The organism is Paenibacillus cucumis (ex Kampfer et al. 2016), assembly GCF_019748695.1.
In the GTDB taxonomy this organism is placed as follows: Bacteria; Bacillota; Bacilli; order Paenibacillales; family Paenibacillaceae; genus Paenibacillus; species Paenibacillus polysaccharolyticus.
Map to the genome: position 1 here is coordinate 1 of NZ_JACLIC010000020.1, position 16,612 is coordinate 16,612.

11 protein-coding genes are annotated in these 16,612 nt (G+C 46.4%); 9 read left to right on the forward strand and 2 right to left on the reverse strand.

The features are described from left to right. Nucleotides 1–174: 174 nt before the first annotated feature. Nucleotides 175–540 (reverse strand): iron-sulfur cluster biosynthesis family protein, encoded by a 366-nt coding sequence (locus tag H7T88_RS11665; RefSeq protein WP_221788556.1) that lies wholly within the window; start codon nucleotides 538–540, stop codon nucleotides 175–177. 164 nt (nucleotides 541–704) lie between these two features. Here H7T88_RS11665 and H7T88_RS11670 point away from each other — a divergent pair, with 164 nt between their 5' ends. The 4 genes from H7T88_RS11670 to H7T88_RS11685 all read left to right on the forward strand — a co-directional run bounded on the left by H7T88_RS11670 (nucleotide 705) and on the right by H7T88_RS11685 (nucleotide 3,557). Then, entirely contained in the window at nucleotides 705–1,289 is a 585-nt protein-coding gene (locus H7T88_RS11670) for a TetR/AcrR family transcriptional regulator (RefSeq protein WP_221788558.1), read from the forward strand. An 80-nt stretch (nucleotides 1,290–1,369) separates the two neighbouring features. After that, nucleotides 1,370–1,816, forward strand: coding sequence for a nuclear transport factor 2 family protein (locus tag H7T88_RS11675; protein ID WP_221788559.1), 447 nt, complete (start codon nucleotides 1,370–1,372; stop codon nucleotides 1,814–1,816). After that, complete coding sequence (locus tag H7T88_RS11680) at nucleotides 1,806–2,660, forward strand: ergot alkaloid biosynthesis protein (protein WP_221788561.1); 855 nt, start codon at nucleotides 1,806–1,808, stop codon at nucleotides 2,658–2,660. The genes H7T88_RS11675 and H7T88_RS11680 overlap by 11 nt, the downstream gene beginning before the upstream one ends. Nucleotides 2,661–2,948: 288 nt before the next feature. Beyond that, a complete protein-coding gene (locus H7T88_RS11685; RefSeq protein WP_221788563.1) occupies nucleotides 2,949–3,557 on the forward strand; it encodes a DUF1349 domain-containing protein in 609 nt (202 codons plus the stop codon). A 240-nt stretch (nucleotides 3,558–3,797) separates the two neighbouring features. Here the strand turns inward: H7T88_RS11685 and H7T88_RS11690 are convergent, their stop codons facing one another. Further along, a complete protein-coding gene (locus H7T88_RS11690) occupies nucleotides 3,798–4,253 on the reverse strand; it encodes an SET domain-containing protein (protein ID WP_221788565.1) in 456 nt (151 codons plus the stop codon). Between the two features lie 193 nt (nucleotides 4,254–4,446). Here H7T88_RS11690 and H7T88_RS11695 point away from each other — a divergent pair, with 193 nt between their 5' ends. From H7T88_RS11695 to H7T88_RS11715, 5 genes are all read left to right on the forward strand, one after another. Beyond that, entirely contained in the window at nucleotides 4,447–6,003 is a 1,557-nt protein-coding gene (locus H7T88_RS11695; protein WP_090924001.1) for an ABC-F family ATP-binding cassette domain-containing protein, read from the forward strand. A gap of 404 nt (nucleotides 6,004–6,407) precedes the next feature. Next, nucleotides 6,408–11,660, forward strand: a complete 5,253-nt coding sequence (locus H7T88_RS11700; RefSeq protein WP_221788566.1) for a fibronectin type III domain-containing protein — start codon at nucleotides 6,408–6,410, stop codon at nucleotides 11,658–11,660. A gap of 273 nt (nucleotides 11,661–11,933) precedes the next feature. After that, a complete protein-coding gene (locus H7T88_RS11705) occupies nucleotides 11,934–13,769 on the forward strand; it encodes an assimilatory sulfite reductase (NADPH) flavoprotein subunit (RefSeq protein WP_221788787.1) in 1,836 nt (611 codons plus the stop codon). Nucleotides 13,770–13,822: 53 nt separating this feature from the next. Beyond that, nucleotides 13,823–15,544, forward strand: a complete 1,722-nt coding sequence (cysI, locus tag H7T88_RS11710; protein WP_221788567.1) for an assimilatory sulfite reductase (NADPH) hemoprotein subunit — start codon at nucleotides 13,823–13,825, stop codon at nucleotides 15,542–15,544. Between the two features lie 152 nt (nucleotides 15,545–15,696). Then, complete coding sequence (locus tag H7T88_RS11715; protein ID WP_090924069.1) at nucleotides 15,697–16,413, forward strand: YebC/PmpR family DNA-binding transcriptional regulator; 717 nt, start codon at nucleotides 15,697–15,699, stop codon at nucleotides 16,411–16,413. The last annotated feature ends 199 nt before the right edge of the window (nucleotides 16,414–16,612 follow it).

The following is a 16,612-nucleotide window of genomic DNA, read 5'->3' on the forward strand; positions in this document are numbered from 1 at the left end:
GGCTATCCTTGTTTACGTTCATCATAGCTAGATTTTCAATTTACTATTTTGGAGCTAAATAAGGTTCCTCATGATCATTAGAAGTTGCTCCAAGCATCTGGTGCTTGAGAAAGCTGGAAAAATCATCTTTGCAGGCTTTCCTACAAGGGTGACAATACTCTGCTTACCTGCTGTTTAGGATAGTGTACATGCATTTTCAGCACTAGGTGTACCTACTGCGGCGGCACGTGCATCCCGGAGTCTGAGATTCCTGCTGATTACACCCGAATCACTGCTCAAAGTAAAGGCAGGATAGTTTTCTTGTGCATCCAGCTTCATGTTTGATTCCAGGTTAAGCTGGTGTTTGGGGTCCACGTAGAATGGAACAAAGTTGGTTTCAATCTGCTCATCCAGCGCAGCCAGTTCATCAACAATCAGCAGTACGACAACACCGTTACATCCACAGCCTTCCATATCGTAAAATACTTTGAAATAACCCGGTTGATCATTCAAACTTGTTGTTAAACGTTGTGCCGCCAGATCAGTAATTTGCATATGCATATCGCTTCACTCCTCTATATATTGACCTCGTCATAAATGGTTAAGGAACATTCAGCCTGTAATGCCATTATACCACTTTGTCGAAAATTAAATCATTCATTTTCTTGACTGATCAGTCTGGAAAGTGTAAGATGTGTTTAACGAAGAGGAGGTGGGGACACCAGTTGGGAAGAGCGAAAGAGTTTGACACAGAACAAGTATTACGAAAAGCGACTTCTGTTTTTGGCGCTTATGGTTATGAAGGGACCTCGTTAACGGTATTACTTAATGAACTCGGCATTGCCCGGCAAAGCCTCTATGACACCTACGGAACAAAACATGATTTGTTTGTCTCTGCTCTGAAATTTTATGTGCAGCAGAAAACAGAAGCATCGACACAACTGTTAGAACAAAGCGGCAGTGTACGTGAGGGTATGCAACAATTGTTTGAAGAGGTGGTAAACGTGTTAGCCGATCCGGAGCGGCGCAACGAATGTTTTATCATTAACAGCGCGATAGAACAGGCACCTCAGCAACATGAGATCGCTGAGTTTATACAGGCGAATAATCGCTGGATGGAGAACGTATTTTACACAGCACTTTTACGAGGGTGTAATACGGGAGAGTTACAGTTACAAGAAGAAGAACTGCATCGTATCGCACGGTTTCTTAACTATTCAAGGCTTTCGTTCACATATACGGCGAAGAGTGGTGCTAGTGAGGAAGAAATGCGGGAACTTGTGCAAACGACTTTGAAGGTTTTGGATTAAACGTTTAATAAATGAACGCCTTAAGCGTTTATTTTTTTATCTATTCTAGACTGAATAGTCCGAAAAGGAGAGGGTTTAAAATGAAAGAACAACAACAGGTGGACAATGAGCAAAATGTGCCCAAGCAAATCATGCAACACTTCACAGGGCTTTTGCTTGAGGGGAAACTTGATGAGTGGGCAGAGCTGTTTACCACGGATGCCATTTTTGAATTTCCTTATTCACCTCCGGGTTATCCGCAGCGGCTGGAAGGGAAATCAGCCATTTTCAATCATGTGAATGCATTGTTTAAATTTCTCAAAATTCATCAATTTAGCGAACCGACCATTTTAATCGATTCAGACCAACAACGATTTGTAGCAGAATTCACTTGTGAAGGCGTATTTCTGAGTACAGGGAAGCCATACAATCAAACATATATTTCTGTCGTCAGCTATGATGGTGACAAAATTACGCATTACAGAGACTATTGGAATCCTCTTGTCGTAATGGAATCGGAAATGGGAGGTGTTGTAGATGAGCAATGAGAAACCTCTTACACTCATTACCGGAGCGAGTGGCAAGACAGGAAGTCGCGTGGCTACACAGCTACAGAAACAAGGTTATCCGGTACGTTTGGCTGGAAGAAAGCTTCCGTCGTCCACAGATTCTCGTGGGAATCATGTCTACTTTGACTGGTATGATCCTGCGACATATGGCGCAGCACTAAAGGGTATTAATCAAATTTATCTTGTTGTGCCACAGATGGATATGAATCCAGAGAAAGTGATGGTTCCTTTCATTCAGGAAGCGATATGGAGTGGAGTGAAGCGTTTTGTATTGCTGGGAAGTGCATCTGTCGATGAAGAAGGGCCCGTTTTTGGCAAAGTACATCAAGCCTTGAAAAAGCTTGCGCCAGAGTGGGCTGTGTTACGTCCTTCTTATTTTATGGAAAATTTCACGGAGGGTCCTCATCGACAGTCGATTGCCCAGTTTCGCAAAATATATAGTGCAACGGGTGAGGGGAGAATCGGTTTTGTAAGTGCGGACGATATAGCAGCTGTTGCTTTCCATGCCCTAACCGATACTTTACCTCATAATACAGAGCACATCATAACGGGACCGGAATCGTTATCCTATGCAGAGGTGGCGCAGAAAGCCAGTGAAACATTAAATCAGCCGATCCAGCATGAATCGTTATCGGAGGAGACTTTAAGGAACCAGATGATTCAAGCAGGGATGCCAGAGGAATATGCGACGATGCTTGCAGGTCTGGATACTCATATTAGAGAGGAAGGGAGAGAAGATCAGGTAACGGATACTGTTCTTCGCGTAACGGGTAATCAACCACGATCCATTGAGCGCTTGTTTTCAAAACAGTTGGTGGAGTAGCATAGATGAGAAAATTGATGAGGAAATCTTTGTGGGGATATTAGATGCATACATGATCTATCATTACAAGGGATAAGCACATCAGTGAAGCACACAAGGTAGTTTACAAGGTAAATATACAGGATACGTCGAATTCGTACATGTATAGACGAAACTTTGAAAAATATGTTCTTGCAAAATTGGAAGTAAAAATTGCAACTGTTATATTCTTCGCACATAGGAGTACTGGATATATGGGGGTTGCAAGATTCGCTTTTGCAAGGAATGGCAGAGAGGATGAGAATGAAGATGTCCGTCAACTTTACAAACCTTGAACGAGGAAGCTGGACAACCGAGCCTGTTCATACCCAACATGATGGAGAGAGGTTGATTGTACAGGCTCAGGAGGGTAGCGATTTCTGGGAAGAGACGTTCTATGGTTTCTGTCACCGAAATGGTCATGCCTTGCTTGCGCCGTGGGATGGGGAACAAGCTGTTGAAGTTTCGTTTGATCTAAGTTCTTTTACAGAATTATATGATCAGGCGGGATTAATGCTGTGGCATGGAGAACATCAGTGGATTAAAGCCGGGGTTGAAGTAAATGATGGCATTGTGCATGTGGGCGCTGTTGTCACAGATCAATTTTCAGATTGGTCACTCTCACCTGTACCGGAGTGGGGGGGACGAATCGTTACCATTCGTGCATCGTATCACCAGGAATCCGTTGTCATTCGTGCGCGTACAGATGAGCATCCTTGGCGTACGATTCGAGTGGCGAGATTTGCTTATCCAACCGATAAGCAGGCAGGACCGTTCCTTTGCTCGCCCAAACGGGCCGGGTTTGAAGTTGCTTTTACAAGATGGATATACACTGCACCAGATGCAGACTTGCATACCGATCCACCGATCCATGATTAAGCAGGGAATGGTGCATGAACATTATCGTAAAGTTATACTATGCGAAGAGGATGAGTTGTCACAAGAACATGCAATCCAATGGCATAAAAAAGAAAGGAAGCCAGTTTCTCTATTGGAAACTGGCTTTCTTGTATTTTTGCTTCTCTCAATGAATACTCAAGCTTAATGAGTGAGTGAGCATGACGTTTTATATATGCTCTGAACAACCATAAAACCGGAATTAGAGAGCAGAACTACGCATTATTTTTTCTCGGATTCCTGAGTAGGCTCGTCGTCTTGTTCTTCCTTGTCCTGCATTTCGCGCATACGTTCTTCGTAATCGTCCAGAAACCATAGCGGGTCCATATTATCTTCTTCGCCGTTATAGTTAATGAGGATTTCTTCGCCAGCCTTGATGTCTTTATAAGCATAGAAATCAAAGGTGTGATTTTCGAAGTTGATATCATACGTGGCATTAGGCTCGTAGGAATGATTAATCAGACTGCCGTATCCTAACAGGATCGCCGTATGATTAACACCGTATTCGAAGACGTAATCCTCCAGAATTGTTTTCTCAATATGCTCGTGATCTTCATTTGGATAAGGCACCACGGGGGCCTGATGGATCAGTTGACCTTTTGCAATATCCACTGTAGCAAATACCCCGCGATTAAACTCACCGCCGTCACCCAGCCTGGACTGTTTTACTTCAATCATGACATTCACCTGATGCTCTCGCTGAGAGCTCCGTTCTATATAATGGTTGTAATTCGTTTAAGGCAAAATTTTACCGCATACGCCGGGATAAGGCAAATCGAACATCACATTTTTTAAATAGGGCGTTGAGTTGTGCGGCAGATAACGCTTATAATATACAAAGAATTAAGTCTATATAGAAAAGGTGTCATGAATGAGCATATTAAATGTAGAAAAATTAAGTCACGGTTTTGGTGATCGTGCTATCTTTAACAACGTTTCATTCCGCTTGCTTAAAGGCGAACACATTGGTCTGATCGGGGCGAATGGAGAAGGTAAATCGACCTTCATGAATATTATTACAGGTAAGCTACAGCCAGACGAAGGTAAAGTGGAATGGTCCAAACGTATGCGTGTAGGTTATCTCGACCAGCATGCGGTACTCAGCAAAGGACAATCGATTCGCGATGTGCTGCGCAGCGCATTCCAATACCTGTTTGACATGGAACAGGAAATGAATGACATGTACGGCAAGATGGGCGACGTTACGCCAGAGGAACTGGAGCAGTTGCTTGAGGATGTAGGTACAATTCAGGATACACTGACAAACCAGGACTTTTACATGATCGATGCCAAAGTCGACGAAACCGCGCGTGGTCTGGGCTTGACCGACATTGGTCTGGACAAGGACGTCAACGACCTGAGCGGTGGACAACGGACCAAAGTACTGCTCGCCAAATTGTTGCTGGAAAAACCGGATATCTTGCTACTCGACGAGCCGACGAACTATCTGGATGAACAGCATATTGAATGGCTGAAACGATATCTGCAGGAATATGAGAATGCATTTATTCTCATCTCGCATGATATTCCGTTCCTGAACAGCGTAATCAACCTCATTTACCACATGGAAAATCAAGACCTGACACGTTATGTGGGCGATTACAACCACTTCCAGGAAGTCTACGAAATGAAGAAACAACAGCTGGAGTCGGCGTACAAGCGTCAGCAGCAAGAGATTGCAGACCTGAAAGACTTCGTAGCACGTAACAAAGCCAGCGTTGCCACTCGGAATATGGCGATGTCCAGACAGAAGAAACTCGATAAGATGGATGTCATCGAGATGGCCAAGGAGAAACCGAAGCCACAGTTCAACTTCCGCGATGCGAGAACGTCAGGCAAGCTTATTTTTGAAACGAAAGGCCTGGTTATTGGTTATAACGAACCGTTGTCCAGACCGCTTGATCTGCGTATGGAGCGCGGGCAGAAAATTGCTCTTGTCGGTGCGAACGGTATCGGTAAAACAACGCTGATGCGTAGCATTTTAGGGGAGATTCAGCCTTTGGAAGGCAATGTCCAGCGCGGAGAACATCTAGAGATCGGATACTTCCAGCAAGAGATGAAGGATGCCAACTACAATACGTGTATTGAAGAGATCTGGCAGGAGTTCCCTTCCTATACCCAGTTTGAAGTTCGTGCCGCACTTGCCAAATGCGGACTGACAACGAAACACATCGAGAGTAAGGTCGCAGTTCTCAGTGGTGGAGAGAAAGCGAAAGTGCGTCTTTGCAAGCTGATCAACAATGAGACCAACCTGCTTGTGCTTGACGAGCCGACGAACCACTTGGACGTGGATGCGAAGGATGAGTTAAAACGTGCGCTTCAAGCGTACAAAGGCAGCATTTTGCTGATTTCACACGAACCTGAATTTTACCGTGACGTCGTGACAGACACATGGAACTGTGAATCCTGGACGACCAAAGTATTCTAAAAGGTGCGTATTTCACTTGCATAGAGCATGTGGAATACGCGTTTTTTGTCATATTACACGGAGGATGAAATAGGACAAAAGAATGGTTGACAGCCTTAAAAGCAAACGATATTCTAATTTTAGAAAGCGGTTACATTTTGTTTGAAGAAACCTGTTTACGACATGGGCAAGAAAAAAACGGTTCTCTGTTCTCCGTAACGTGCGTGATTGCACCTGCCTGAGTAAACGGGGCTTTTTTGCTCTTGAATGAAACCGGTTTCATTGAATGGGGAGGTGTGATCAGCGGAGAAAGCATGGTCTGAGGCTCAATTGACTGATTCATGTGTACTAGGGCGTGTTAAACCACTACGCTGAATATGTAAGGAACCTGCTTATATTTTCAGGCGCAAAGGAGCGAATCGAGATTGGATAAACTGAGAAAACCGGTTGCAATTCTATTATCCGCTGCACTGATGTTGAGTTCTGGACCGTTGATGTACCCGAACAAGGTTCTTGCAGATGGAGCTCTTATTCCCGGATTGTTAATTCAAGACGATTTTTCCGATGGAGACTATACCGTTTCACCTGAATGGCATGTGATCTCAGGCCAGTGGCAAGTGACATCAGATCCGGCTGACGCATCCAACCAGGTTCTTTTTCAAAATGGTACCGATGAAGGTTTTATCACAACGGGGGAGCCCACACCGGACAAGACAGTGTCGATGCGTTTTTATACAGGAGCGGGTGAGGGATTTCCCGGTATTTTGCCGCGGTTTCAAGACAAGAGCAACTTCTACTATTTCCAGATGCAGGTGCCCGGCAATAAACTCGTTTTCAGTAAAAGAATAAATGGCACTGACACCACGCTGAAATCGGTGGACTATAAGTTCAGCCAAAATACATGGTATACGCTTAAAGTGGCGGTATCAGGGACCTCCATCCGCGGTTATATCGTCGAAAATGGGATGGACCGATTGGTTTTTGATCTGAACGATACATCTATTGCAACCGGTACCGTTGGCATTCGAAATAAGTGGCAGACCGTACATATTGATGATGTAATGATTGCGGAGCCGCCTCGAATGAATGAAGCTGTGCTTGTAAAGGATGGAGAGACGGCATCTTCAATTTCATTGCATTGGCCGGAGATTGAAGGGGCAACAGGTTACCGTCTTTATCGCTCGAACACGCAGGAAGGTAGCTACTCTTATGTAAGTCAGACGTCATCAACAAGTTATGTGGATGAAGGACTAAGCTCGGATACGGCCTATTATTACAGACTTGCATATGACTACGGGGCATTAACCGAGTCACAGTGGTCTGCCCCGCTTGAAGCCAAAACGGCTGCCGAGGCACCACAAGCACCGGGGGACCTGAAAGCGACAGCGTTGACAGCGACAAGTGTCAAATTGAGCTGGAATACGGTCAGTAAGGCGAATGGTTATCGTGTCGTTCGCGCCGAACAAGGAACGGAAGATTATGTACAGGTATATAACGGCAACCTATTGTCTTTTACAGATCAGGCACTTGAGCCTGGAAAGAACTACAGTTATCGGGTGACGGCGTACAATGCTGCGGGTGAATCGGCATTTAGTGCAGCGGAAGCGCAGACGTACACGGTAGATTCTCCTTCAGGATTTGGTGTTACTGCTACAACGGATACGTCCATTTCCTTAGGATGGGCTGCACTGCCCGGATCGGAAGTCTCCTACACGGTGTCGAAGGCGACAAGCGCTTCGGGGACGTATCAGCAAATCTATACAGGGAGTGCGACTTCGTTTGATGACACAGGTTTGACGATGGGTACGGGATACTTTTATACGATTCAGGCCAAAGTGGACGGAATGGACACTCCTGTATCCGCACCGCTTGGTGTATCCACGGTGCGCACAAGTATTACGCCAGGACAAATGTGGCCGGATCAAAACGGCAAACCGATTGATGCCCATGGCGCAGGTTTCTTTTACGATGAAAAAACAGAAAAATATTACTGGTATGGCGAATATCATACGGGGGGGTGGCCTGCTGCGGGTGTGCGTGTCTATTCTTCCAAAGACCTGATGAACTGGACAGACGAAGGCATGGCATTGACGATGCTGCAATCGATGGATGATTTTGACACAAACCCGTTAATCAAGGAACTCTATGCAGGTCGCGAGGATCGTGTGGACATCTGGGCCGATATTCGCAAAGGACGGATTATCGAACGGCCAAAGGTCATTTACAATGATAAAACGAAAAAATATGTCATGTGGGCTCATATGGATGGAGACAAGGACCCTTACAACAATAATGCGAATTACGGTAAAGCGAAGGCCGGTTATGCAATCAGTGACTCACCTGCTGGACCTTTTATATATCAGAAAAGTTACCGTATGGACATGGCCCCTGAAGGCGAGAAGGACTATTTCCCAAGTGACAGAGGTATGGCCCGTGACATGACGCTATTTAAGGATGATGACGGCACGGGTTATCTGATCTACTCCAGCGAAGAAAATCTGACGTTATACATTTCCAAGCTCACCGAGGATTACAGTGACGTCACAGGCTGGCATAAGCAAGGTCTTAAGGATGATAAAGGCAATCCTGTTCGCGATAGCGTGTATCAGGCGGAATACGGCGTAGACTATGTCCGGGTATTCCCAGGTGGACAGCGTGAAGCACCGGCCATGTTCAAGTATCAGGGCAAATACTATATTATCACATCGGGTGCAACAGGCTGGGCTCCTAATGAGAACAAAGTTACGGTCGCGGATCACATCTTCGGACCTTGGTCGGCGATGACAAATCCGTTTGTCCGCACACTGCCGAGTGATCCTGATCCCGGGAAGGCATTTGGTACACAGTCAACTTCAGTCATCCCGGTTGATCCGGAAAAGGGCAAGTTTATTTATGTAGGAGATATGTGGAACGGAGGCAATTTCGCCAACGATGCAGCTAAGTACGTGTTTTTGCCGATCGAATTCGGTATAGGGTCAGACATTGCGATCAAGTGGTATGACAGCTGGACACCCGATCTGTTGAATTCCATGGGTAAGGTAGATATCGCTGATAAACTGCCTGAAGCGGTGAAGCTTGGCGAAGTTCCAGTGCTCCCTTCCACGGTAAAGGTGCGTGATGGAGATAATCTCGTGTCAACGCCAGCCGTCTGGACGATTAATCATCGTGCGATGACAGCGGAGGATTTTGCCAAGCCTGGACCGCTTACGCTACAGATCACGACCCCTGAGTATAACAACAAAACGCAGGCAGTTCGTGTGTTTGTCATTCCCGAGAATACACTATACTTTGTGAACAGCGGTGGTTATGATACGGCAGATTACAAGCTGATGAGTAGTTATATGAAAGATACGCTTATGCATCCGGGAATTATAGATCAGATGTATGCTCCGGCTGAAGGTCAATCCTGGGGATATGTTAGTGCCGATGCGCTCCCTTCCGGTTCGAACGGCGGGGATATTTTCTCGACCGTACGTTATCTGAATGGTGGCAATATCAGCAATTCTCCGAAAGGCAAAGATTTGACGTATAGTTTTGATGTGCCAAATGGTGAATATGATGTATATGCAGGATTCAATGACCCTTGGACGAATACTTCTCGTCGTGCGGATTTGATTATTAACGGTACGAACACCGGGGCGGTTACGTATATCCCTGCAAGTGTTCGGGCTAAGAAGGGCGCCGAGGTGTCTGGCGGTAAACTGGATATCACGGTGCGTAATACTGCATCCCAGGACCCGCTGATCAGCTGGATCATGATTGTAAAACCTGATATATCGTCCCCTGGTTACGGTAGCGGGGGTCTGCACTCTGTTTCCGCCACGGCTTCAAGTGTAACACTTGGCTGGGATACATTACCCGGTGCGGCGAGCTATAAGCTGTATCGTTCCAATCAAGAACAAGGCACTTACGAGATAGTTTATTCCGGCGCACTTCCAGAGTATACGGATTCTGGGCTGAGTGAAGATACGGTCTACTATTACAAAGTCGAGGCATTGGACGATGCAAGCCAATCCATCAAAGGATTGTCTGATCCTTATCAAGTCACAACAACTCGCCAGACGGCTGCTGACGTGGCTTCAGGCATTACAACACTCGAACAGCCAACGGCAGCTTCTGCAAAAATTAAACTGCCGGTGTTGCCTCAAGGTTTTACGGCATCCATTCATTCAAGTACAGCTCCGTCTGTAGTCCAACTGGACGGAAGCATTATTTTACCAGCGAGTGAGACGACGGTCTGGATTGAACTTGCCATCACACGAACCTCCGACGGGAGCAAAGCGATAACGACACCTCTGATCATTAAAGTGCCTGCACGTACAACATCTCCAGGCGGCAATGATTCGGGAGGGAATTCTGGCGGAGGATCAGGAAATAGCTCAGGCGGCAATAATGGAAATGGTTCAAACCCGGGCAATGGTGGTCAGATAGGCAACAATAATGGTACCTCAGGCACAGGTCAATCGCAGTCGTCAACTCAACCTGTCACAGAAAAGGACCGCGCTGTTCTTGAACTGCAAGCCTCTTCGGCTCCAGAAGGAAATGCACAGTCCAAAGTGGATGCTTCAGCGATTGAAGCTGCGGTCAAAGCTGCACCTCTTACAGGTACAGGCCAACGTCTGGTTGAATTTCGCTTGAAGTCTGTTCCGGAAGCGGCTGCTTACGAGCTGGCCCTGCCAGTTTCATCCCTGCTGGAGCAGAAGCCATCCGATGTTTTCCGTATCGTGTCTGCGTTTGCAACGGTTAAGCTTCCTGCTGATTTGTTGGCTAAGGAGGGGGCCAATGAGGGTACGGCAATTATTCGATTGATCCGAACACCGCTTTCGCAAGGGATAACGGATCGTTTGGGAGCAGGACATGGTGTGCAAATCGAATTTAGCCTTAATCATCAGAACTTCATGCCTGATAGAGAGATTTCAATTGAATTACCGTATACCTCATCGAAAGATACCGTGGCTGATAAAGTGATTGCTGTGCAAATTGGAGCAAGCGGGGAAATCATACCGCTGCCACAGAGTTATTACGATCCGCAACGCGGTGAGATTATATTTTCTGCAAAAGCTTTATCCTTTACTGGTGCATATGCAGTCTTATCTATGGAAGAGAACTTTTTGGATCTAACCGGAGTGCCATGGGCACAAAAAGCGATGGAGGCACTCGCTGTTCGGGGCGTGGTGGATGCAACAGGTAGTGAGGACACCAGACAGCTTCATCCAAAACAAGATATGACACGCGGGCAATATGTGCAGTGGCTTGTAGCTTCGCTTGGTCTAAACGGGGGTTCTACTGATCCATTCAAAGATGTGAGTGAACAATCTTCTTATTATAAGGCTGTTAACATAGCACGATCACTCGGTATTACGGATGGGGCTGGAGATGGACGTTTCAAGCCAGAGTCCACGATTACTCGTCAGGAGATGATGACCTTAACAGTAAGAGCGCTTGTTGCAGCTGGACTCATTGATGATGAAGCACAGAATTCTTCCGCAACTGATCTCGCTCGTTTCCGGGACGCAGGTCAGATCAACTCGTATGCAAGAGAAAGTGTAGCTGCGCTTGTGAACCTGGGCATCGTAGGTGGTTACAACGGTGAAGTAAAACCTGCGGTTGAAGCCAGCCGAGCCGAATCTGCTACGCTGATCTATGCAATGATGAGCAAGCTGGTCTGGAAAAAGTGATGAATCACTGTAACTTATAAAATAGAAAGAAGCTTGTTTTCACCTGAAGTCAGGTCAAAGCAAGCTTTTTTTGCTGTTCATTGTCGATTGTTGTTGATGTATTTGCAACGAGGTGATTTTCACGTTTTGTTCCTTTATCAGTGAAACTGATAAATGGTATAAAATCATTGAAATTGACCCTCACCCCCCGGTGTGTTAGGTTCTAGAGAGAAGAAATTAATATGATCATTTTAGTAGGAATTAAAATCGAAGTAATGCGTGAGGTGGCAGATGGTGGAACTTCAAGTGACAAATAGTCCTTTTAATCAAGAGCAGGTAGAATTGCTCAATCGACTTATTCCTACATTAACGGACGGACAAAGACTCTGGCTTGGTGGGTATATCGCAGCGTATCAAGCAGGTGTGGCAACAGCACAGACTGGTCTGATTGGGCAAGTTGGACAAAATCCGGTAGCAGCTCCAGTCAGTGCTCCTGCCGTTTCCCGTGAAGTTACGGTGCTGTACGGTTCCCAGACAGGCAATTCCATTGGTTTATCGAAAAAACTCGGTAAGAAGCTGGAGGAACAGGGATTGCAAGTAACCTTGTCATCCATGGGAGATTTCAAACCGAACGGACTGAAAAAAATTGAAAATCTTCTGATTGTGGTCAGCACACATGGAGAAGGCGAACCGCCGGATAATGCAATTCCTTTTCATGAATTCTTGAACAGCAAACGTGCTCCAAAGCTGGACGGACTTCGTTATTCCGTATTGGCGCTTGGAGATACCTCTTATGAGTTCTTCTGTCAAACGGGTAAGGATTTTGATAAACGACTACAGGAATTGGGAGCAACAGCCTTGGTTCCGCGCGTAGACTGCGATGTTGATTTTGATGAGCCAGCTGCAGCGTGGATGAACGATGTGCTTGCTTCGCTTAGCGGCGCAGCAACTACAGCCGGTGCGGTAACCAGTGAAGCAATCACAGCAGCGGTAAGCAGTGGAGAATCGGAATTCAACCGTACCAACCCGTTCAAGGCAGAGGTGCTGGAAAATCTCAACTTGAACGGTCGAGGATCGGATCGTGAGACACGCCATATTGAGCTGTCTTTGGAAGGCTCTAATCTGGATTATGAGCCAGGCGACAGCCTGGGCGTGTTCCCGGAGAACCACCCGCGTCTGGTAGATGAATTAATTGCAGCAATGGGTTGGAATGCAGATGAAAAGGTTACGGTGAACAAAAATGGAGATCAAGTATCGGTCTATGAAGCATTGTTGCGTCATTACGAAATTACAGCAGTAACCAAACCGGTCGCGGAGCAACTCGCCAAGTTGAGTTCAGGAAACGAATTAACAGCATTACTCGCCAATGATTCCGAATTCCGTAACGTCATGAACAGCTCCGATCTGCTAGATGTGGTTCAGGACTACGCACTGAAGGGCATTCCAGCCGCTCAGTTTCTAGCGGTTCTTCGGAAAATACCAGCACGTCTGTATTCCATTGCAAGCAGCTCGAAGTCTTTCCCGGACGAGGTTCATCTAACGGTTCGGACTGTACGTTATGAAGCACGTGGCAGACAACGTTATGGCGTATGCTCGGTACATCTCGCTGAACGTATCGAAGCCGGTGACACTTTGCCAGTATATATTCAGCATAATCCCAACTTCAAATTACCCGAGAATCCGGATACTCCAATCATTATGGTTGGACCTGGAACAGGGGTTGCTCCATTCCGCTCTTTCCTTGGTGAAAGAGAAGAAACGGGTGCAGAAGGAAAAACATGGCTCTTCTACGGGGACCAGCACTTCTCTACAGACTTCCTTTACCAAACGGAGTGGCAGCGTTGGCTCAAAGATGGCGTTCTGACGAAAATGGATGTTGCCTTCTCTCGTGATACGGAACAGAAAGTATATGTACAGCACCGTATGCTGGAACATAGCAAGGAATTGTATCAATGGCTTCAGGAAGGGGCAAGCGTGTATATCTGCGGCGATGAGAAAAAAATGGCTCATGATGTACATGCGGCGCTGATTACGATTCTACAGCAGGAAGGCGGCTTGTCATCCGAGCAGGCTGTGGAATACATGACACGGTTACAACAGGAGAAACGTTATCAGCGGGATGTGTATTAATCCAAGGCTAAGCCGAAAGGTTATATTCCGCAGAAACGAGAGGAGAAAGCGGCATGGCTTATAATAACTTACTTAATCCGCAACGTACCAACAGCGATGTGGAAGATATAAAGATCAAGAGCAATTACTTGCGTGGAAGTCTCACGGAGACACTGGCCGATCGCATTACTGGCTCAATTCCCGAAGATGATAACCGGCTGATGAAACATCATGGCAGCTATATGCAGGATGATCGTGACCTGCGCAATGAGCGCAATAAATCCAAGCTGGAGCCTGCATATCAGTTCATGCTACGTGTGCGTGCTTCCGGGGGAATCGTAACGCCGGAGCAGTGGCTGATGATGGACCGTGTTGCCCATAAATATGCGAACCAGACGATCCGTCTGACCACTCGTCAATCGTTTCAGTTGCACGGGGTGTTGAAATGGGATCTCAAAAATACGATTCGTGAGGTAAATGACTCTTTGCTAAGTACACTCGCTGCATGTGGAGACGTTAACCGTAACGTGATGTGCAACCCGAATCCGAATCAGTCTGAAGTTCATGCTGAAGTGTATGAATGGGCTTGTCAGGTGAGTAATCATCTCGATCCGCGAACTCGTGCATATCATGAGCTGTGGCTCGATGGGGAGAAGATCATTGACTCCCAGGATTCGGACGAAGAGGTTGAACCGATCTACGGCAAAGTATACTTGCCACGTAAGTTCAAAATTGGTATCGCGGTACCGCCTTCCAATGATGTGGATGTATTTTCACAGGATCTCGGTTTTATCGCCATTGTAGAGAACGGCAAACTGCAAGGATTTAACGTATCTGTTGGCGGAGGAATGGGCATGTCTCACGGAGATTCGAAGACATATCCTCAGGTATCCAAAGTCATTGGTTTCTGCACGCCGGAGCAGATGATTGATGTTGCAGAGAAAACGGTTATGATTCAGCGTGACTACGGGGATCGTGCGGTTCGTAAACATGCGCGTTTCAAATATACAATCGATGACCATGGTCTGGAGTGGTTTGTTGATGAGTTAACGAGTCGTCTTGGCTGGAGTCTGGAAGCGGCACGTGCATATCATTTTGACCATAATGGGGATCGTTATGGCTGGGTGAAAGGCAGTAATGGCAAATGGCATTACACGTTATTCATTCAGAATGGACGGGTAAAAGATGTAGAGGGTTATCCGCTCATGACGGGTTTGCGTGAAATTGCCAAAATACACACCGGAGATTTCCGTCTGACGGCGAACCAAAACCTGATTATCGGTAACATTAGCAGTCAGAAAAAGAAAAAGATTGAAGCATTGATGCAACAATACAATCTGACGGATGGCGCGCATTATTCAGCACTTCGCAGAAGTTCCATGGCTTGTGTCGCACTCCCAACCTGTGGTCTTGCCATGGCTGAGTCCGAGCGTTACCTGCCGTCCTTAATCGACAAACTGGAGCCTGTACTGGATGAAGCGGGTTTGAGGGATGAAGAGATTGTCATTCGTATGACAGGTTGCCCGAACGGGTGCGCCAGACCGATGCTGGCAGAGATTGCTTTTATCGGAAAGGCACCAGGCAAGTACAATTTCTATCTCGGTGGTAGTTTTACAGGTCATCGTCTGAACAAATTGTACCGCGAAAATATCGGTGAAAATGAGATTCTGGACACACTGACACCGATGATTAATCAATATGCCAAAGAGCGCAATGAAGGCGAGCATTTCGGAGATTTCGTGATCCGTGCGGGTTATGTGCCTGAAGTGCTGGACGGAAGACAGTTCCACGCGTAACTTGACGTTTACCCAAAAAGCATTCCTTACGGAGTGCTTTTTGTTTCTCAGAAGCAGAATCGTTTGATGAGATGAACTTGTTGAACCAAGCGCAACACGATATAATGACAAAGTAGAAAGCAGATTACATGTTGAAAGTGAGCGGAAACGATATGGGTCGTAAGTGGAATAATATTAAGGAAAAGAAGGCGTCAAAAGACGCAAACACAAGCCGGGTCTACGCGAAATTTGGCGTTGAGATCTATGTAGCGGCGAAAAAGGGTGAACCGGACCCGGAAGCGAACCGAGCACTGAAGGTCGTTCTGGAGCGTGCCAAAACGTATAACGTACCTAAAGCCATCATTGACCGTGCGATGGAAAAAGCAAAAGGCAGCGGCGATGAGAACTATGAAGAGTTGCGTTACGAAGGCTTCGGACCAAACGGTGCGATGGTCATCGTGGATGCGCTCACGAATAACGTAAACCGTACAGCACCTGAAGTGCGTTCTGCGTTTAACAAAAACGGGGGCAACATGGGTGTGAGTGGTTCTGTTGCTTACATGTTTGATCCTACAGCAGTCATCGGCGTTGAAGGTAAAAATGCGGAAGAAGTGCTGGAAATCATGTTGGAAGCAGATGTGGATGTGCGTGATATCGTGGATGAAGATGAAGCGGTTATCGTATACGCAGAACCAGACCAATTCCACGCAGTACAAGAAGCATTTAAAGCTGCTGGCGTGAACGAGTTCACGGTAGCCGAGCTGACGATGCTGGCACAAAACCACATTGAACTGCCTGCAGATGCACAAGTTCAGTTCGAGAAGCTGATCGATGCGCTCGAAGACCTGGAAGATGTGCAGCAGGTATATCACAATGTGGAGTTTGTGTAAGCGAGCAAGAGACTGCGGTGATAACGGCGGTTTAGAGTCTTTCTAGCCCAGTTAAGGATTGGATAATGTTCAGCAATCATCAATTTTCTCACTCAGCGAGGGTATACTTCAATTGTTCGGTGATATATGATGATGTAGCTTTTACTATCCAAGATCGAAAGGTATTGTATCTAAACTCACTCTTGTATGGAAATTATCC